Raw genomic sequence first — 20,028 nt, forward strand, 5'->3', positions numbered from 1 at the left:
AGATAAAAACCACCAGACATTAAGTTGTTTGGTGGTTTTTTAGTTTAATTGATTTTTTGTGACTTATGGATGGTTATTTTTAAGAAATATTTTTTTTATAATAGTTATTGTTAAAATATAGTATATTTTTGTTCTTATTTAAACTTAATAAAAATAAATAAAATGAAAATTATTTTAAATTGGTGTTTGTTGCTACTTTCTTCATTCATTTTTTCACAAAGTATAGTACTAAAAGGAAAAGTTACAGACACAAAAGATATTCCTATAATGGGAGCTACTATTGTAATTAAAGGATTACAAAAAGGAACAAGTACAGATATTGATGGTAATTATGAGTTAAAAATAAATAGTAAAAACACAACATTAGAATTCAGCTATATTGGTTATGAAACAAAATTAATTAAACTAGTTAGATCAAATCAACAAACAATTATTAAAAATATTCGTTTAAAAGACAGTTTTAAAAATTTGGATGAAATTGTAATTTCTGCTAGTAGAAGCTCTGAGTTTTTATCAGAAATACCTGCTTCTATAACAGTTGTTAATACCAAAAAATTAGAAGCTTTGGTTCAAAACACGACCAATATAAGTGAGATTTTAGAGGCTACAGTACCTGGTTTGGCTGTAAGTACAGGAACTTTTTCTAATTGGGGACAAACATTAAGAGGACGTTCCTTACTAACCATGATTGATGGAATACCACAATCTACTCCGTTAAGAAATGGGCAGTTGGGAATAAAATCTGTAAATGCTAACGATCTTAAAAGAGTAGAAGTTATTAAAGGAGCAACCTCTATTTTTGGTAATGGTGGTAATGGTGGTTTTATCAACTACATTACAAAAACTCCCACAAGTAATAAAAACCTAGAAGGGACTACAAATGTTTGGGGAACCTCTAGTTTGTCTAATACAAAAGATGCTTTAGGATATGGAATTTACCAATCCTTAAAAGGAAGAACTAATAAACTTGGGTATTACGTAAGTGGTAGTTTTGAACAAACAGGTAATAAATACGATGCAAAAGGAAAGGCTATTATGCCTACATATGGATTAGATAACACTAAGATTTACAGTGCTTTTGCAAAGTTAGTATATGAAATAAGTGATAACGAAAGTATAACACTTAACGGAAATATTTTTAAATCGGAACAAGACACTCCATTTATTCCTGTAGCAGCTAATATAACAGTGGAAAATGAGAATGGAGACAACACTTTAACACCAGGTTATGGAGTTATAGGATCTATTCCTGGGGAAAAAGCAACAGGAACAAGGTTGATTAATATGCGTTTAAAATACAATTTATTAGACGTTTTTAACAATACAACAAATTTTGCGACAGATGTATATTATCAAAACACAGAAAATATTTTCTTTTATTCTGATAAATTTGAAGAAGGAGGACAGTCAGTTATAAATTCTGAAAAATATGGATTAAGACCTAACTTTGTGTCTACAATAAATACAGGTAATGATGATTTAGATGTATCTGTTACTTATGGAGTAGATTTATTAAGAGACAAAACCAATCAGGGATTGTTAGATGGTAGGTTGTGGGTTCCTAATATAGAGTTGTTAAGTTGGGCTTATTATGTACAAACAAGCTTAAAAATAAAAGAATCTTGGGTGGTTAAAGCGGGATTTAGATATGACAATTTAAATATGAATATTGTAGACTATAGTACATTACCTTATTCTCCCAAAAGTGATGGTAACTTTAGTGCAGCTGTAGCTGTAGAAGGAGGTAAATTAAAATTTAACAACCCATCTTATAATATTGGAGTTAGATATATAAAACATAAAGAGTTTATACCTTATGTAAGTTTCTCTCAAGGTTTTTCTATTGCAGATTTAGGATCTGTTTTAAGATCTGCAACTGTGGATAATATTAATAAAGTTAAGTTGGAGCCAGCAGTAACAAATAATTATGAGTTTGGTTTTATATCTAACTTAAATAAGATAAGAATAGAAGCTGTAGGGTATTTTAGTAGTTCTAATTTAGGAACGGGTGTTGTTTTGGATGAAACTACCAATACATTTAATCCTTCTACAAATCCACAAAAGATTTTTGGAGGTGAGGTTTCTATAGACTATAGAGCCATTAAAAATAAGTTAGTAATAGGTACTAGCTATTCCTATGTAGAAGGTGTAAAGTATGATGATGATACAGAAACTTCTTTAAGCTTTTTGGGGGGAGATGTTATTTCTGCACCCAAATTAACAGCTTATGCTACTTGGAATGCTACTCCAAAATTGAGTACAACTATAAGAATGGTAAATTTAGGAGATAGAAAAAGGTTTTCTCCTATAGAAAATACGACTACAGGTATTTGGGAATTTAAACATACAGAATTTCCTGTAGAAGGATATACAGTGGTAAATTTATCGGTTGCATATCAAGTTAAACCAAACATAAGTACCTCTTTAGGTATAAATAATTTATTTAACGAATATTACATTCCAGCAAGAGGGCAATGGGCAGCTCCTTTAAAAACATTTACAAATGTAGGAGAAGGAACCAACGCTAAATTAAGTGTTGTTTATAACTTTTAATCACGTTAATTATAGTAGAATTGCAAACCCAATACATAGTCTGTTATTGGGTTTTTTAAATTCTAAAGAGTATTAAAAAAATGAAACTAATAAAATCTATTCATTTGTGGCTAGGTCTTACCTGTGGTTTAGTAGCTTCTGTATCTGGAATTACAGGAGCTTTGTATGTTTGGCAACCCGAAATAGTTCAGTTTTTAAATCCTGAATTGTTAACAATACAAGCTTCAACAAAAGTACTAGAAACAGACATCTTAAAAACTACTCAGAAAGTAATTGCTAAGCAAGTAAATCTTAAAAAAGTAATTTTACCTTATAGAGAACAACAAACATTATCTATTGTTTATCAGAATGGTCATGTAGCGTATTATCATCCTAAAACAGGGGAATATTTAGGACGTAAATCTAAAAGTATTCAGTTTTTTGATGATTTGTTACATATTCATAGAACTTTAGGGATTCCCAAAATAGGGAACTATATTGTAGGGACTAGTACGCTTCTGTTTCTAATACTACTATTAAGTTCTGGTTTTATTTTATGGTGGAAAAGATATGCTAAAAATCTCCAAAAAGGATTGTTGGTAAAATGGACTGCTAAAAAGAAAAGACTAAACTATGATATACATAAATCAATAGGAGTCTTATTTTTAGTTCCGTTAACAATTATTGCGTTTACTGGAAGTTATTTTACCTATCATACGTATTATAAAAAAGGAATAAGTGTTTTTGATACACTTAAAAAAGAGAAGGTAAGTACAGTTTTTTTAAATGTGGAAAAAGCTTTGTTAAAAAAAGATTCTATGTATTTTTTACGAGCTATTTATTTTCCTAATAACATAAATAGTACTTATAAATATAGGTACGTAAACAATAGAGAGCTTTCTAGTGGATTAAGAAAAACAAAAGAGATTACAACAAATTATGATCATAAAATTATATCAGTTTCAGATTATAGTACAGAGGTCTTTAGTACTAAAATAACAGCTCAAATGTATCCTATACATATAGGTGAAATAGTAGGTGTCTTAGGTCGGTTTATTACTTTTGTAAGTGGATGTATTCCTGTTGTTTTATACGTTACAGGAATACGATTTTATCTTTTTAGAAAAAAATGTATTTAATATTCAGGAATAAAAATAATAACGAATTTTATTTCAAAAAACCACCAAACATTAAGTTGTTTGGTGGTTTTTTTATCTCAAGATTGTAAATACTATAAAAACTAAATGTTATGCCAAAGTTATTGTAACCAAAGTGGTGTTTTCTGAATAGAATACACTCTAAAATGAAACAATTAAACCTAATAGATATACAATATTACTCTTTTCAAAAAGTATCATCATGTAGTTTTAATAAAAAAAAACGAAACATAATGAAAACAAATTTTTTAATTATTAAACTATTAATAGCAGTGCTTTTTTGTACAAACGCTATAGAAGCTCAAAAAGCAAATGTAGACTTTCCTAGAAATAGGAGGTATGATGAAGTAAGTTGGTTAATATCTCATAATGCCAATAACAATAGAAAAGACGGACCAGGTGGATTTTGTTTGGGAGGAGCAAACCAGGAGTTAAGCATGCAAGAACAGTTTAATTATGGGGTACGTAAATTTATGGTAGATATTCACTTAGTAAATGGGAATATTAAACTAAAACACGGAAGCCCTAATATGTGTATGATGGATGGAAAGAATTTTAATAATTTATTAGAAAGTCTTTTAAGAAACAATCCTACTGAAATTATCACGTTACACATACAAAATGGCCCTAACTTAGGTTTGCAAAATTTTAATCAGTTGTTTTTAAGTAATAACAATGGATACAAAAATCTATCTTCTTACATCTATGATGAAAACAATACCATAAATAATTTATATTCTTATGGAGTTATGGGGGTTACAGATCCTAAAAAGCAATACCCATTTATAGGAGAAATGCAAGAAACCAATAAAAGGTTAATGATTTTTGTAGAAGCAAATATTCCTAGTTCTAACGGAAATCATTCAAAATTTAGAAAAGAGTTTAATTATACGGTACAAAATAATTATAGCGCTACACAGGTATCTCATTTGTGGGAAAGTAACAAGTTTACAAAACATAGAGGAGTAGAAGAAATGGGAATATTAACGATCAATCATTTTGCAATAGACAATCCTTTTGGTGTTGGTGATAAAAATAAATCTAAAGAAGCCAATACTAGAATTTATGAAAAGGCAATGCAGTCATGGTTAAAGTTTGGAAAACGTCCTTCTGTAGCTGTAGATTTTTCTAATTTGGTAGATTCAGGATCATCAAACGGAATGGTTCAAATGCGAAACGTAAATAAACACAACGAAATTAGAGGTGTTTTTAAATACAACGGTCAACCTGTTACAGGTGTTAAAGGGTCTTTATGTGACCAAGTATCTCAAGGATGTTCTCATAAAATAGGAGCCAGAGGGTCTGGTGCCTATAGTAGTTTGTTTGTAGATAGCAATTGGAATGGAATGTGGTCTTTTCCAGTACCTCAAAATAATAACATTTATGCTTCTGGAAAAAGATATTTAAGAATCTCACATAATAAGTATCATATAGCTCCAAAATATATTGATTTACATAGCTATAGAGGAGAAAATAAAAGAACATATCCTATTAAATTTACGGCACAATTACACGGAGCTATTATCAACAATTTAAAAACGTTAGAAGATGAATTTAAAGAAACAGAGTCTAAACAAGCCATAAAAATAATAGCTAACCCTGTAGTTAATCAAAAATTAGAAGTAGCTATTTCTTCAGATTTTGACAACGTAACTATTACTGTAAGAAATATTAGTGGAATAGAAGTTCTAGTTTCTAAAGGATTAAAAGGAGGAACTAACCACTCAATAGATGTATCTATGTTAAACAAAGGAATCTATATAGTGTCTATACAAGGTTTTGATTGGTTTGATACAAGTAAAAAAATAAGTATTCAATAATTGTAATAAAAATTACCATATAAAACTTCAAACCATTAGTTGTTTGGAGTTTTTTTTTATGCCTGTTTTATTGTTTTAGTTCATTCTAAATAGGGGTTAATAGTTGTGTTAACACGGTAAAGTAATAGTTTATAGGTAATTGATCTATGCAGTTACAAGAGTAGATAAGGTTTAATTAACAAAGTTTACATAAAACTAACAAAAAAAGGAGGTTTTGTTAAACCTTAGCTTACATAGTTTTTTTTGATGAGGGACTAAGTTTGGGGCAACAAAAACAAAACAAACTTTTTAAAATGAAAAAATTATTAAAATTATCATCATTAGCTATGATTGCTGCTTTGGCAATTTCTTGTGGAGAAGATGGTTTAGATGGAGTTAATGGAACAAACGGTACTGATGGGACAAATGGTACTGATGGTAATAGCGGTACAGATGCATCTGTATACTTAACAGCATCAAAAACACCAACGTTATTAAAGGTAACAAGTGATTTTGTAGATTTAAAAATTACTCCAATTTTATCTTCTGAAGACGTTATTCCAAACAGCCCAGATTTTGTGTATGGTTCAATGGCAGATGGTGCTGGATTAATTAACAATGGAGATCAAACTTTTACGTTAATTAACAATATAGAAGCGGATTACTCTATTGCTCGTATTAAATTAAACAAAGATTTAAGACCTATTACAGGAGAGTATATTTTGAATGCTACAGCTACGGCAAATACAGCACAATGTTCAGGTTCTTTAATTACCGATGCTGAGCATGGTTTTGGACCTTTATACCTTTCAGGAGGTGAATGGGGAGGAGCTTCTAAAGGAGTTTTTGTAACAGATCCTGCAAAAAGTATAACGGAAGCTGGTACAGGAGAAATGTTAACTGCTTTTGGACAATGGTCTACAGAAAATGCAGTTGTTATTGGTAAAGATGCATATGTTGATAAAACAGTTGCATTTATTGGTGATGATCACTCTGATAACAGTGTTCCTTCAGGACAATTAGGAATGTATGTTGGTAATAGAGGAGATTTATACGGTGGTAAATTATACGGTTTAAAAGTTACTTCTACAGGTATAACTAATGAAATAGATATGGTAGAAGGAACTGAGTACAGTGCTGAGTTTGTTGAGTTAACTGAAACTGAAATTACTGCTTTAGATGAAGAGTGTAAAACTAAAGGGGTAATGGGATTCTCTAGATTAGAAGATATTGACTGGAGAAGAGGTTCTGCAGCTAACCAAAGAGAAATTTATTTTTGTGTTACAGGTCGTAATAAAACAGATTTAGTTGGTAAAGGTTCTTTACTAGGTAGAGTTTATAAAGTAAACTTAAATGAAACTGATCCAACTGGAGCTTGTAAAATTACTTGTGTTTTAGATGGTGATAAAGAAGGTGGAAAAGCAGATGGTTTCCATTCTCCAGATAATATTTTAGTAACAGAAAACTATGCTTATATTCAAGAAGATCCAAACGGATATGCTTCTTTAAATGCTGATATTACTGGGTATGCTAAATTATATCAATACAATTTAGCTACAGGAGATTTAAAAACTGTATTAGAATGTGATCAAGATAGAGCTGCTGGTTTAGGATACGGTACTACTTCTAATAACTGGGAAATTACGGGTATGATTGATGTAACTGAAACTGTTGATAACGGAACAAACACTTTCTTATTAATCACTCAAAACCACGGATGGAATCCTGCAGATGGAACTTCTTTTACAGATCCTAAAGCAAATAGTGACTTATCAAATAACAAAGAGGGATCTACTTTATATGTTGTAAAAGGTTTAGATAGATAAGTTTATGAAAACATATTTGAATTTTACATTCAAAGCTAAGGCATACACTTTAAGTGTATGTCTTTTGCTTTTAAGTGTTGCTTGTAAAAAAGAACAAACAGATGAGCAAATAAAACAAGCTCTAAATAGTAATACAGAAAAATTATACAAAGGTTATTTAAAAACCGCTTATCAATATTTAGATAGTATTGACCTTGATAAAGACAAAGAAATAAACCAAAACTTTTTTATAAAATCTAGAAAATATTTTAAAAAAAGTGAACCTATTTTATCTTATGCAGAAAAGGAAAATTACAAATCTTTAAATGCTCCCAACTTAATAAGAATTCAAGAAGAAGACCCTACAGATATTAAAATTAATCAACCTATAGGATATCAAGTTATTGAAGAAAATTTGTTTAATGACTCATTAGATACAATCGTTGTAAAAAGAGCAATTAACATTACTAGTGGTAGATTAAAATTAATAAATAACAATACACATATAAAACTTAAAGACTATCACATGCTGTGGCTTTTAAAAGATGCCATTGTAAGGTTAGCTACCGTAGGTTTGTCTAATTTTGATTCTCCTGTATTAGGTCAATCTTTAAAAGAGTCTAGTTACACATTACAAACCTTAAAGGAGTTACTTACTATTTATAAAACTGAATTTCAAAATCCAGAATTGTACAACAATTGGGTAGAAGAGATAGATCGTTCTATAAAGTTTTTAGATACTGATTTTGATACGTTTGATAGATTTGAATTCATTAAAACACATACAAAAAATCAAATATCATTATGGAATAAAACGGTAAATGACTGGGGTACAGAATTCCCTTTTGAGATGGCCTTGTCTAATGATTTTGAATTATTGTTTAGTGAAAAACTATTTAATGTATCTTACTTTGCTGATTATAAAAGTGATACAGTTTATTTAAAACAAAAAGTAGCATTAGGAAAACAATTGTTTAATGATAAAAATTTATCAATCAACAATCATATGTCTTGTGCTACATGTCATGATAAAAATCTTGCTTTTACAGATGGTAAAAAGACATTTAATCAGCATCAAAAAAGGAATACACCTACACTAACATATGCTGGTTTACAGCAAGCATTTTTTTTGGATAATAGAGCAGGGAGTTTAGAAGGTCAAATAGTAGGAGTAGTTACAAACCATAACGAATTTGATTCTAATTTAGACGTTTTAGTTAAAAAAGTAAAGACCAATAAAAAGTATATAAAAGTCTTTGATAGTTTGTATACTAAAAAAGTAACGGATGCAAATATTAGACATGCAATTGCTGCCTATGTTAGGTCTCTAAATAAATTTAATTCTAAGTTTGACAACAATATAAACGGAAGAGAGAACACCTTATCAGTTACAGAAAAAAGAGGTTTTAACTTGTTTATGGGAAAAGCAGCTTGTGCCACTTGTCATTTTCCTCCTTTGTTTAACGGTACCGTGCCACCAAACTTTACAGAATCCGAAATGGAAATTATTGGGGTTCCCAAAACCAATAAAAATCTAAATTTAGATGATGATTTAGGTAGGTATGAATTATTTAAAACAGAACAGAGAAAAGGAATGTTTAAAACTCCAACGCTTAGAAACATTGTGTTAACAGCTCCTTATATGCACAACGGTGTGTACAATACTTTAGAAGAGGTGATGGATTTTTACAACCAAGGAGGTGGTGCAGGTTTAGGGTTTGATGTGCCTCACCAAACCTTGCCTTTTGATAATTTAAACTTATCAGAAGAAGAAATAAAAGACATTATTGCTTTTATGAAAACCTTAACAGACACTCCAGAAGAGGTTTATTAAACAATAATTTTACTCCTTAAAAAAGAGCAACAAACTAAGTTTGTTGCTCTTTTTTGTTTTGATATCATTTTGAATATATATACAAATATTAGATTGTAGTAATATAAGTTTTAAAGTGTATGTAAAGTTAAAAACAGTCTAATGTTAATTTAATGATAATGTATAAATAGTGCTATTTTTTGTCTAAAATGTACTTTGTTCTGAAAGAATACTCCACTTTTTAATACGTTTTTACTCCTTTTTAGGTTTGTTTGAAAACTAGTTTTGCCTCCATCAAACTTTTAAAAATCAAACAAAAATGAAAATTTTAAGATTACCCCTACTATTGGTAGGACTGTCATTCGCTATGTTATCAACAAGTTGTAGTGAAGATGGATTGGATGGAATTAACGGAAAAGATGGAATTGATGGTCAAAATGGTCAAGACGGAAAAGCAGGAGAGGATGCAGCATTGCTTTTAGACACTGACATGTTTTTTGACAAGTCGATTATTGAGCCTTTAGTAACTGTTAATCCAAGTTTTAATGGTGTAAAAGCATATTCTTTACTTACATCTGTAGATGTTGTTGGAGATAACTTTCAGATAGCGAGTACAGTAGATGGTGCAGGGTTAATTAAAGACGGAGAAGATGGTTTTATTTATGTTGTAAACTGTGAAGATGCAAAAGCTATCGCTCGTTTAAGATTAGACAAAAACTTAAATCCTATTTCTGGAGATTATTTGTTAAACTCTGGAGTTGCAGATTATTCTAGACAATGTTCTGGAACCATGTGGGAAAAAGAAATTCATGGTGGAGACAAAGATGTTTTCTTATCTGCTTCAGAAGAATCTGTAAGTAATGTAGTAAAAGAAATTGACCCTAGAATAGAAACTCCAAATCCTACAGGAGATTATGGAAACAAAGCATTAGGTCAATTTTTATGGGAAAATGCAGTGCCATTACCTAAAAATACGTATCCTGGTAAAACGGTTATTTTAGGAGGAAATGATCTTGATGGAGGTCAACCAATATTATATATGTCAGAAAACGGTGATGTAGACAGAACCAATGGAAAAGTATATGTGTTACGTACCAAACAAATTTCTGATGGAGCAGGTGGAATTATTGATGCTCCTGCTGGAGAAAGACATGATGAAAGTGATTTTGATTTAAAAAACACTTATGATGTAGAGTTTTTAGAAATTCCAAATGCTAAAAACTTAAGCACAAACGAGACTTCTAATTATTATAAAAACACATTGTTTGCTACTTCTTTTGTAAGAATGGAAGATTTAGATTATCAAAAAGGAAATGATGAAAATGCACGTAATATTTACTTTGCTGTAACTGGAAAAGGTGCAGGAAAAGGAACGGTTAACGATCAAGGAAATGTATATAAATTAGTTTTAGATGCAGACTCTCCATTAACAGGTAAGTTGACTAAAATTATTAGTGGAAACGATAGTGATAAAGGGAAAGATGGTTATTTAAGACCTTTACAAAGCCCAGATAATGTTTGTGTAACAGAAAACTATGTGTATTTTCAAGAAGATCCTAACGGAGGTACTTGGAATAGAGGACATGCAGCTTCTATTTATCAATCAGATCTACAAGGAAACAATGTAAGAAATGTATTAGATCTTAAAGTAAAATCTTTAGGAAATAATAGTTTAAGTATTGTAGAAAGTGGTGAATTTGGTGCTTTAACAGATGTATCTGATAAAGTAGGTGTTCCTGGTACTTTTTTATTAAATATACAAGTTAAATATTGGCAAGACAACGCTTTTAAGGCTTTAGACGGTCATGATGGTCCTGGAGAATCAGACAGAGCTTCTCAAATTGTAATTTTAAGAGGATTGCCTCAATAATTAAATTAGTTTAAAAATTTAAGTCTGTTCCCAAAAAGCATTGTTGTTTTTTGGGAACTACTTTTAAACGTATATAAGAACTGTTACCATGAATTTAAGAAACCTTTTCATTTTAGCTTTATTTTTTTTGACACTCTTCTCTTGTAATTCCAAAAAAAAGGAAATAACAACTGTAGATTGGTCTGTTGTACATCGCTTTTATGTAGACAATCTAAACACTACCATTGCTTTGTTAGATGATTTAGATACATTACAGGTTCAATCTCCTAATAACCAAATAGTCTTAAAAAAAATAAGAACAGCATTTAAAAAATGTGAGCCTTTTGTTTCTTACTTAAATCCAAAATCGGGTCATAAAGTAAATGGACCTGCATTGCCTGTATTTAGAGAAAACAGTGGAAAATTGTTAGAGCCTATAGGGTTACAAAAACTAGAAGAATCTATATTTCTTGGAGATACGGAAACAAAAGATTTTGCGACCAACATACACGTTACAAAAGGAATTTTAAGTACGGTAAAAAAAGAAGTGGTGTATTATAAAGTAGATGCCAAACGTTTTTTTATAGCCACACATCAACAGTTATTAAGAATTATTAGTTTTTCTATGGCTGGGTTTGATACACCTGTAAGTCAATGGGGAATTAACGAGGCAAAAACATCATTAGAGAGCTTATTATTTGTTTATCAAAATAGTATTCAAAAAATTATTGTTGATAAAAACCCAACCTTGGACAAAGAATTAATACAGAATTTAAAAAGTGCTATTGATTTTATAAAACCAAATGTAAACTTTAACCAGTTTGACCGGTTTTCTTACATAAGGGATTATATAAATCCTATTACAAGAGCTTGGGTTAACGTTAGAAAAGAAAGCAATTTGTGGGAAACTAGCGGAGTGTATCCTTTTAATTTAGATGCTCCTACTTTTTTTGAGAATGATAGTTGGGATGTGAATCATTTTGCTTCTTCCAAAAATCAAAACTCAACAAAGGCACAAATTCAATTAGGACAAAAATTATTTAACGATGTCAACATCTCAAAAGGAGGAAAACTGTCTTGTATTAGTTGTCATGATCCCCAAAAAGGCTATGCAGATGGTTTGCAATTTTCAAAAGACAATACAGGAAAACCGTTATCTAGAAACTCTCCAACATTGATCAATTCTATTTTTCAAAAAGCTTTTTTTTGGGATGGAAAATCTGGGAATTTAAACGAGCAAATAAGCAATGTATTCGCTAACGATAAAGAGTTTAACGTAACTGTACATCAATTTTCTGATGAAATTTTGGTAGACACCACTTATATCAACCTTTTTAAAAACGCTTATGGAAAAGTACCCAAAAGCAATCATGATATTGTTAGAGCTATTGCTTCTTATGTAGGAACTTTAAATGGGTTTAATTCTAAATTTGATAGAAATATTAGAGGAGAAGCAAATACCTATACAGCATCAGAAAAAAATGGATTTAATTTATTTATGGGAAAAGCCTTGTGTGCAACTTGCCATTTTATGCCTTTAACCAGTGGTACTGTGCCTCCATTTTTTACAGATACAGAAAAAGAAGCTATTGGAGTAGCAAAGACTTTTAAAAATAGACAAATAGACAATGATTTAGGATATTACAATTCCTACAATCAAGAGTATCATAAGAGAATGTTTAAAACACCAACCATTCGTAATATTGCTTTAACAGCACCCTATATGCACAACGGAGTTTACACTACTTTAGAGGAGGTAATGGAATTTTATAACCAAGGAGGTGGAGCAGGTTTAGGTTTTGATGTACCAAACCAAACTTTACCTTTTGATAATTTAAATTTATCAGAACAAGAAATAAAAGATATGATTGCGTTTCTAAACACTTTAACAGACATTCCAGAAGAGGTTTATTAAGCAATAATTTTATTCATAATAAAGAGCAACAAACTTGGTTTGTTGCTCTTTTTGTTTTGGTGATTTTTTTAGATATCTAGAAAATTATGAAAATATTTTTTTATTACTAACCGATTGTTTAGTTTTGAGCCGTAATTAAGAATAGCATGCCAAGAATTAAAAAATATTGTGAACAAGACGTGATAGAAAAAGCCACTGTGTTGTTTTGGAAACATGGTTACCAAGCTACCTCTATGCAAATGCTAGAGAAAGCTATGGGAATTAACAAATTTTCTATTTATGCTAGTTTTAAAAACAAAGAAGGAGTTTTTTTAGCGTGTATTAAAGCGTACAAAGAAAAGTCTAAAGAAATGTTTCAACGTTTTCATAATGGAAATCAAGGGGTGGCAGACATCAAACAATTGTTTTACGACTCTATGTGTACTTGGTACCAAAATGATGAAAAAAAAGGATGTTTTGTAACCCAAAGTTATCAGGAGTTTGCAGAAACAGAAGCTATTTTTAAAAATGAAATTTGGGATCGTGAAGGAATCAAAGAATTGTTTAGAATTAAGCTGGCCAAAGATCCTCAAAAAGACGAAGAAACACTAAATAAGCAAGTCAATTTTTTAATATTGTCTTTACAATCTTTAGGAACTATTACCAAAGTAAGTTGCCCTAATGAGGTAAAAGATTATATAGAAATGGTCTTTAATCGAATCTAATATTTTTTTAACCTAAAACTAACCGATTGGTTAGAAAAAAATGAAATTAAAAAATAATAATATCATGGAAAAAACACAAGAAGCATTACAGCCACAGTTAGATGCTGTAAAAGAAAATTTTGAAGCCAAAGCAGATGAATCTGTCATAAAAAGTTACAACAATGGTGTGGAAACCGTTGCCAATAGCGGGATTTTAGAAAATGCTAAAAATGTGGGAGACAAAGCTCCTAATTTTAGTTTAACCAACGCATTGGGAACATCAGTCACTTTAGATGAATATCTTAAAAAAGGAAAAGTAGTGCTAACTTGGTATAGAGGCGGTTGGTGTCCTTATTGTAATTTAACGTTACGTGAGTTACAACAAGAGTTGCCCAATTTTAAAGTCAATGGAGCTACCTTAATTGCCTTAACTCCAGAGTTGCCAGACAAGTCTTTAAGCACCTCAGAAAAACACAATTTAGAGTTTGAGGTGTTGAGCGATGTAGGAAACAAAATAGCTAAGGAATACGGTATTGTGTTTAAGTTGAATGATGATGTGGCAGAAAATCACAACAAAGCTTTTGGTTTAAAAAAATACAATGGAGACGATTCTAATGAACTTCCGTTAGCGGCTACTTATATCATCAATCAAGAGGGAGAAATTACGTATGCTTTTTTAGATGCAGAATACAGAAACAGAGCAGAACCTACAGAAATTACTAAAAATTTAAAATCATAAATAAGATGAAAAACTCAAAATTATTGTCTTCGTTTCAATCGGAGTCTTTACAATTACAGAACCACGTTGTTATGGCACCCATGACAAGATCTCGTGCTATTGGGAACATTCCTAACAATATAATGGCGGAGTATTATGGTTTGCGTGCCAATGCAGGTTTAATTATAACAGAAGCTACTTCTCCATCAAAAAACGGATTAGGATACCCTAACATTCCGGCTGTTTATTCTGACGAACAAATAGAAGGATGGAAAAAAACAACGGAAGCTGTACATAAAAAAGGAGGAAAAATTTTCTTACAAATTATGCACACGGGTCGTATTTCTCATGAATTAAATTTACCAGAAGGAGGAGAGGTATTGGCACCTTCTGCCATTCAAGCAGCTGGAGAAATGTTTACCATGGAAGGAGTAAAAGCACACACAACTCCGCGTGAAATGACGTTGCAAGACATTAAACAAGCTCAAGAAGAATATGTACAAGCGGCAAAAAATGCTATTGTTGCAGGTTTTGATGGAGTTGAGATTCATGCTGCCAACGGATATTTAGCCAATCAGTTTTTAAACAAAGGATCTAATCAAAGAAAAGATGAATACGGTGGGTCTGTAGAAAACAGAAGTCGTTTTGTGTTGGAATTGGCAACACAAATTTCTAATGTAATTGGGAACGATAAAACTGGAATTCGTATTTCTCCATTTGGTGAGTTTAACGACATGGCTTTGTATGATGAAATTCCAGCAACTTTTGATTATTTAATTCAGGAATTAAACACTTTGGATTTGGCTTACTTGCATTTGGCTGCATTGTCTCAAAACATTCCTGATGGATATTTAGAAGGATTGGCGGCTAAATTTAACGGAAATATAATTTTTAACGGAGGCTTTGGATACGATTTGCCAAGAGCAGAAAAAACGGTTTCAGAAAACGATCGTTATTTGGTTTCTATTGGGGTTCCTTTTATTGCCAATCCAGATTTAATTGCACGTATAGAGCAAGGAGCAAAATTTAATCAACCAGATCAAAATACATTTTACACTCCTGGAGAAGAAGGATATTTAACTTATCCTACTTTGGCAAAAGCAAATTAAGACAAACCAGATGTTGTTGTATACAAAGTGCAAATCTAAAAAAGGTTTGCACTTTTTTTATCAAAATAAACTAAAAGAACAAAGGCGTTACAACCTACATTTTTTACTAATTTAGAGGTATGAATAAAATTGAAATTCGCACCGTAAACGTTATTCAGTACGTGCAACCTTTGAGAGAAGGAGGTTCTATGCCAGCCATTGTAGCAGCTGATGATGGTTTTTTGTATGTGCTAAAGTTTAGAGGAGCCGGACAAGGTAAAAAAGCTTTAATAGCTGAGTTTATTGGGGGAGAAATTGCCAGAGCTTTGGGCTTAAAAGTTCCAGAATTGGTGTTTATGAATTTAGACGATTCGTTTAGCAAAACAGAACCCGATGAAGAAATTCAGGATTTGCTAAAATTTAGTGTAGGTTTAAACTTAGGATTGCATTTTTTATCAGAAGCCATTACTTATGATCCTTTGGTGGGAGACGTAGACAGTTTGCTTGCTTCTAAAATAGTATTGTTAGACAGTTTAATTAGCAATATAGACAGAACGGTAAAAAACACCAATTTGTTAAACTGGAAAAATGAACTTTGGATTATAGACAACGGAGCTAGTTTTTATTTTCATCACAATTGGAAAACTTGGGAAAACCATTTAACTAGAACGTTTCCACTAATAAAAGACCATGTACTTTTAGAAAAAGCCAAAGATTTGCAAACGGCTGCTACAGAAATTACAGCTGTTTTAAATACAGAAATAATAACTGAAATTGTAGCAAATATTCCAGAAGATTGGTTAGAAAGTGAAGTGGATGAAATGCCAACCACAGAAATGAGACAAGCCTATGTAGCGTTTGTAAATAGCAGATTGTCTAAAATTGAGGAATTAGTAAAAGAGGCTGAAAATGCAAGATAGATGTACGTATGAATATGCAATTGTAAGAATTGTGCCCAAGGTAGAACGAGAGGAATTTGTAAACGTGGGAGTGCTTGTTTTTTCTAAACGTAAAAAGTTTATTGGGATTAAACACCATGTAGATACAACCAAATTAAAAGCTTTGGCTCCAGAATTGGATCTAGAATTGTATCAACAATATTTAAAGGCTTGGGAGTCTATTTGTAGTGGAACTACAGCAGGAGGAAAAATAGCACAAATGGAAACTTCAGACAGGTTTAGATGGTTAACAGCAGCTAAAAGTAGCACTTTGCAATGTTCTAAAACACATACAGGTTTGTGTCATCAGCCAGAAAAAACATTAGAAGTTTTGTTTGATAAATACGTTTTATAAAACAATAAAACACATAAAATTAAAAGGAATAGAGCTGTGGCTTTATTCCTTTTTTTGTTGATTTAATAGTTAAGTGTTGTAAAATTTACCTTATTGGGCTATTGATTTGTCTTCTTGGGCTACTATAAAAGTTTTTGGTTCTCTAGTTTTACAAAGTCAAAACAAAACCCAAAAAAATGAAATTAAAATTACTTTTAACACTTTTGTTGACCTTTGCTTTTGCGAAGGCAGAATCTTTTGATTCAAACGGAATACGTTACAATACTACTGATACTAACACTATAGAAGTAGTTGCACTATCTTCTGGTAAATATACAGGAGCTATTACAATTCCTAATACAGTAACTTATAATACAGTAAATTATACGGTTACAGGTATTGGAGATAATGCTTTTATGAATAATGAAGAACTAACAAGTATTGTGTTACCCTCAGGACTTTTGTATATAGGTCAAAGCAGTTTTCAAAGTTGTAAAAAATTAGCAAATTTTACGTTTCCTAATAGCCTTACAGAAATTGGTTCTACTGCTTTTTATGGTTGTGAAGCTTTAACAAGTATTACAATTCCAAGTGGAGTTACAGTAATGAGCGATCAAGTATTTGAATACTGCCCTAACTTAGTATCGGTAAGTTTGCCTAGTGGTATTACAAGTGTAGAGCGTGAAGCTTTTAATGCTTGTAACGATTTAACAACCATTAATTTACCAGAAGGGCTTACAGAAATTGGAGAATCTGCCTTTTCTAGTTGTAGTTCTTTAACCCGCATAGAGTTACCAAGTACGCTTACAAGTTTAGGAAATAAAGCATTTAAATCTTGTGAAGCTTTGGAAATGGTAATTGTTAAAAATACAACTCCTTTAGAAATAGAGGCTACTGTTTTTGCAGAGAATTCAGAACCTTCACCATTTGATGAACCCGAAGAAATTTTATATTTGGTAGTTCCAAATGGAAGTGTAAACACTTATGAAGCTGCTGATGCGTGGAATATTTTTTCTGAAATCCTTACTACAGAACCTGTGTTCTTTGTAGAAGGTGGAATTCGTTATGCTAGTTTAGGTGGAACTGTTGTTGGTGTTATGCCTTTAACAAGTGGAAAGTATGAAGGAGCTGTAACCATTCCAGATACGGTAACTCATAATAGCATTCAATATTCTGTAACCAAAATTATGTCTAAAGCTTTTTATGAATGTTATGAATTAACAAGTGTTGTTTTACCTACAAACCTTAAAACTATTGGTACTTCTGCTTTTTATGAATGTGAAGGGTTAACAAGCGTCACCCTTCCTAATGGAATTACCACCATTGGTACTTCTGCATTTAGTTCTTGTTCTGAGTTGACAAGTATTACCATTCCTGATGGAGTTACCACTATTGGGAACTCTGCTTTTAGTTCTTGTTCAGAACTAACAAGTGTGACTCTTCCTAGTGGGATTACAACTATTGGTTCTTTTACTTTTTCAGAATGTTTTAAATTGACAAGCATTACGCTACCTGCTGGACTAACAAGTATAAGTGCTTATTCTTTTTATGATTGTACTAGTTTATCTAACGTAGTCGTAGAAAATTCAACACCTATAAGTATTACGAATGTTTTTGTGGTTGCTGGAATGGGAGGACCTCCTGTAGATAATGTTAGCAATATAAACTTAACGGTACCCAGTGGAAGCAAGACAGATTACGAAGCTGCAGCGGTTTGGCAAGATTTTAAAACCATTACAGAAACCGTGACGTTAAGTGCAGAGAAAGAAACTTTTAATAATAATTTTAACATTGTATTTGGTCAAAATAGTTTGTCTATACAAGCAAATAACGGAATAGAGGTTACAAAAATAAACCTATTAGACATTACAGGAGCTGTGGTAACAAGCACCACACAGGCTACGGTTAATGTAGCAACACTTTCTAAAGGAGTTTATATTTTAACCATAAACACCAACAAAGGAGTTTTTGCTAAAAAAGTAGTAAAACAGTAATTTATATTAAATAGTTTTTTTTAGTTTAAAACGCTCCGTTGCAAAACGGAGCGTTTTTTTGTTGAATAATAAAACTAATTCTTTTAGGGGGAGTAAGGGTATTACTAATGTTGTTTAAAACTGTTGGGTTTTATATTATACCCCACAAATAAAAAGATACAAATAAAAAAAGGCTAAAAAACAACCAAAAGCCAATGAAAACGCTCTATACGGGCGTTTTTTTATGTTTAAGAAGTAATCTTCATAATGTGAAAATGCTTCCATATACTTCACTTATACTTCCTCTTTTAAAAAGCATTTAAGGCTTTTGCTGTAAAACACTACTCTTTTACGAATAAAACACTCTTTAAACCTAGTTAAAACAAGGTTTAAAACCATTTAAAGGTGTTTTAAATACGATAATAACAAACTATTGAGGAGTTTTACTAAACCTCTTAAAAGGCTTCTATTTGTTGGCTTTCTGTTTTATTGCACAATTCTACTTAATCTTTAAAACTCCATTGTTTAAAAATGTTTTAATTTTTTAAAGAATGCTGTTTTTTGGGTTTAGGGGTTCGCTTAGGGGGTCACTTAGGGGTTCAAAAAACAATACTACAATAAGTCATAATTTGCCTATTTTGTGAGTTTAGGTGTTGTTAATGTTTGTTTTAGTTCTTTTAACTAGGGTGAATATACATTTAAAAAACGCTTGAAACAGTCATAAGTGATTGATTTACAGGTTTATTGATCAAGAAGGGTTCATAACAAAGGTTATCTGGTGTATTTCGAGGATATCATCTTTGTATATTTTGAATTTTGAATAGTTAGGGGAAACACACCAAAGTATGTTTTCATCATTGTCATCATGTTGTATGTATTTGATCATTCTCTCTTCATTAGTAATGATTAAATGTTTTTTATCGGTTCTTAAAATCTCCCATCTATTCAGTATTTGCCTAGCTCCAATAACAGCATTCTCCATAACCTCTGGAGCCATAGAATATCCAACAACAGGGAAAATGTTTTCTGTTTGTTCAAATCCTGGTATTCGAATCCCTTCCATATATCCAACAGGCATAATGTTAGAAATCATTTCCACTAACTTTCTACCGCCTGATACTTGTAGATTCCAAAAAGGTTTAGCTCCTCGAGGAATATCTCCGTTGAATTCCTTTATTAAATTTAAAGGATTTTGTGCTTTTGGTTTATTTTTTTGACCTGCAATCAACCAATCTAAGGAAACATCAAAATAGGCAGATATATCCATTAACTGAGGTATTGTAGGTCTAATTAATCCTCTTTCAATCTTCCCGAAATGACTAGAATCAACCTTTATTATGTCTCCAAAATCACTTTGAGTCAAATTATTACTCTTTCTTAACTCTTTGATTCTTAAATATATATCCATTTATTTATGATTAAAT

The 20,028-nt window shown here is 31.3% G+C and carries 14 protein-coding genes; 13 read left to right on the forward strand and 1 reads right to left on the reverse strand.

The features are described from left to right. Positions 1-162: 162 nt before the first annotated feature. From FHR24_RS07320 to FHR24_RS07380, 13 genes are all read left to right on the forward strand, one after another. The gene (locus FHR24_RS07320) at positions 163-2,553 is read left to right on the forward strand and encodes a TonB-dependent receptor (RefSeq protein ID WP_167186078.1); all 2,391 of its coding nucleotides are present in this window, start codon (positions 163-165) and stop codon (positions 2,551-2,553) included. Positions 2,554-2,633: 80 nt separating this feature from the next. After that, the gene (locus FHR24_RS07325) at positions 2,634-3,671 is read left to right on the forward strand and encodes a PepSY-associated TM helix domain-containing protein (RefSeq protein WP_167186082.1); all 1,038 of its coding nucleotides are present in this window, start codon (positions 2,634-2,636) and stop codon (positions 3,669-3,671) included. A gap of 251 nt (positions 3,672-3,922) precedes the next feature. Continuing rightward, entirely contained in the window at positions 3,923-5,509 is a 1,587-nt protein-coding gene (locus tag FHR24_RS07330; protein WP_167186085.1) for a T9SS type A sorting domain-containing protein, read from the forward strand. Positions 5,510-5,802: 293 nt separating this feature from the next. Beyond that, positions 5,803-7,314: a PhoX family protein gene (locus tag FHR24_RS07335; protein ID WP_167186088.1), complete on the forward strand. Its 1,512-nt coding sequence runs from the start codon at positions 5,803-5,805 to the stop codon at positions 7,312-7,314. A 4-nt stretch (positions 7,315-7,318) separates the two neighbouring features. Next, positions 7,319-9,127, forward strand: coding sequence for a cytochrome-c peroxidase (locus tag FHR24_RS07340; RefSeq protein WP_167186091.1), 1,809 nt, complete (start codon positions 7,319-7,321; stop codon positions 9,125-9,127). A 298-nt stretch (positions 9,128-9,425) separates the two neighbouring features. After that, a complete protein-coding gene (locus FHR24_RS07345; protein ID WP_167186094.1) occupies positions 9,426-10,976 on the forward strand; it encodes a hypothetical protein in 1,551 nt (516 codons plus the stop codon). An 88-nt stretch (positions 10,977-11,064) separates the two neighbouring features. Next, a complete protein-coding gene (locus FHR24_RS07350) occupies positions 11,065-12,870 on the forward strand; it encodes a cytochrome-c peroxidase (protein WP_167186097.1) in 1,806 nt (601 codons plus the stop codon). 146 nt (positions 12,871-13,016) lie between these two features. Then, complete coding sequence (locus tag FHR24_RS07355; protein ID WP_167186099.1) at positions 13,017-13,574, forward strand: TetR/AcrR family transcriptional regulator; 558 nt, start codon at positions 13,017-13,019, stop codon at positions 13,572-13,574. Positions 13,575-13,638: 64 nt separating this feature from the next. Next, a complete protein-coding gene (locus tag FHR24_RS07360; RefSeq protein ID WP_167186102.1) occupies positions 13,639-14,292 on the forward strand; it encodes a peroxiredoxin-like family protein in 654 nt (217 codons plus the stop codon). A 5-nt stretch (positions 14,293-14,297) separates the two neighbouring features. Next, positions 14,298-15,380, forward strand: coding sequence for an alkene reductase (locus FHR24_RS07365; RefSeq protein ID WP_167186105.1), 1,083 nt, complete (start codon positions 14,298-14,300; stop codon positions 15,378-15,380). Between the two features lie 119 nt (positions 15,381-15,499). Further along, positions 15,500-16,279: a HipA family kinase gene (locus FHR24_RS07370; RefSeq protein WP_167186108.1), complete on the forward strand. Its 780-nt coding sequence runs from the start codon at positions 15,500-15,502 to the stop codon at positions 16,277-16,279. Then, positions 16,269-16,652, forward strand: a complete 384-nt coding sequence (locus FHR24_RS07375; RefSeq protein WP_167186111.1) for a DUF3037 domain-containing protein — start codon at positions 16,269-16,271, stop codon at positions 16,650-16,652. Before FHR24_RS07370 ends, FHR24_RS07375 begins: the two co-directional genes overlap by 11 nt. A gap of 176 nt (positions 16,653-16,828) precedes the next feature. Further along, entirely contained in the window at positions 16,829-18,625 is a 1,797-nt protein-coding gene (locus tag FHR24_RS07380) for a leucine-rich repeat domain-containing protein (protein ID WP_167186114.1), read from the forward strand. Positions 18,626-19,352: 727 nt separating this feature from the next. Here the strand turns inward: FHR24_RS07380 and FHR24_RS07385 are convergent. After that, positions 19,353-20,012 (reverse strand): XRE family transcriptional regulator, encoded by a 660-nt coding sequence (locus FHR24_RS07385; RefSeq protein ID WP_167186117.1) that lies wholly within the window; start codon positions 20,010-20,012, stop codon positions 19,353-19,355. Between the last annotated feature and the right edge of the window lie 16 nt (positions 20,013-20,028).

It is taken from the genome of Wenyingzhuangia heitensis (assembly GCF_011762155.1).
GTDB lineage: Bacteria > Bacteroidota > Bacteroidia > Flavobacteriales > Flavobacteriaceae > Wenyingzhuangia > Wenyingzhuangia heitensis.

Excerpts from the sequence above, each read along its gene's own strand:
- FHR24_RS07320 (WP_167186078.1), top strand. The coding sequence starts at position 163 with ATGAAAATTATTTTAAATTGGTGTTTGTTGCTACTTTCTTCATTCATT.
- FHR24_RS07325 (WP_167186082.1), top strand. The coding sequence starts at position 2,634 with ATGAAACTAATAAAATCTATTCATTTGTGGCTAGGTCTTACCTGTGGT.
- FHR24_RS07330 (WP_167186085.1), top strand. The coding sequence starts at position 3,923 with ATGAAAACAAATTTTTTAATTATTAAACTATTAATAGCAGTGCTTTTT.
- FHR24_RS07335 (WP_167186088.1), top strand. The coding sequence starts at position 5,803 with ATGAAAAAATTATTAAAATTATCATCATTAGCTATGATTGCTGCTTTG.
- FHR24_RS07340 (WP_167186091.1), top strand. The coding sequence starts at position 7,319 with ATGAAAACATATTTGAATTTTACATTCAAAGCTAAGGCATACACTTTA.
- FHR24_RS07345 (WP_167186094.1), top strand. The coding sequence starts at position 9,426 with ATGAAAATTTTAAGATTACCCCTACTATTGGTAGGACTGTCATTCGCT.
- FHR24_RS07350 (WP_167186097.1), top strand. The coding sequence starts at position 11,065 with ATGAATTTAAGAAACCTTTTCATTTTAGCTTTATTTTTTTTGACACTC.
- FHR24_RS07355 (WP_167186099.1), top strand. The coding sequence starts at position 13,017 with ATGCCAAGAATTAAAAAATATTGTGAACAAGACGTGATAGAAAAAGCC.
- FHR24_RS07360 (WP_167186102.1), top strand. The coding sequence starts at position 13,639 with ATGGAAAAAACACAAGAAGCATTACAGCCACAGTTAGATGCTGTAAAA.
- FHR24_RS07365 (WP_167186105.1), top strand. The coding sequence starts at position 14,298 with ATGAAAAACTCAAAATTATTGTCTTCGTTTCAATCGGAGTCTTTACAA.
- FHR24_RS07370 (WP_167186108.1), top strand. The coding sequence starts at position 15,500 with ATGAATAAAATTGAAATTCGCACCGTAAACGTTATTCAGTACGTGCAA.
- FHR24_RS07375 (WP_167186111.1), top strand. The coding sequence starts at position 16,269 with ATGCAAGATAGATGTACGTATGAATATGCAATTGTAAGAATTGTGCCC.
- FHR24_RS07380 (WP_167186114.1), top strand. The coding sequence starts at position 16,829 with ATGAAATTAAAATTACTTTTAACACTTTTGTTGACCTTTGCTTTTGCG.
- FHR24_RS07385 (WP_167186117.1), bottom strand. The coding sequence starts at position 20,012 with ATGGATATATATTTAAGAATCAAAGAGTTAAGAAAGAGTAATAATTTG.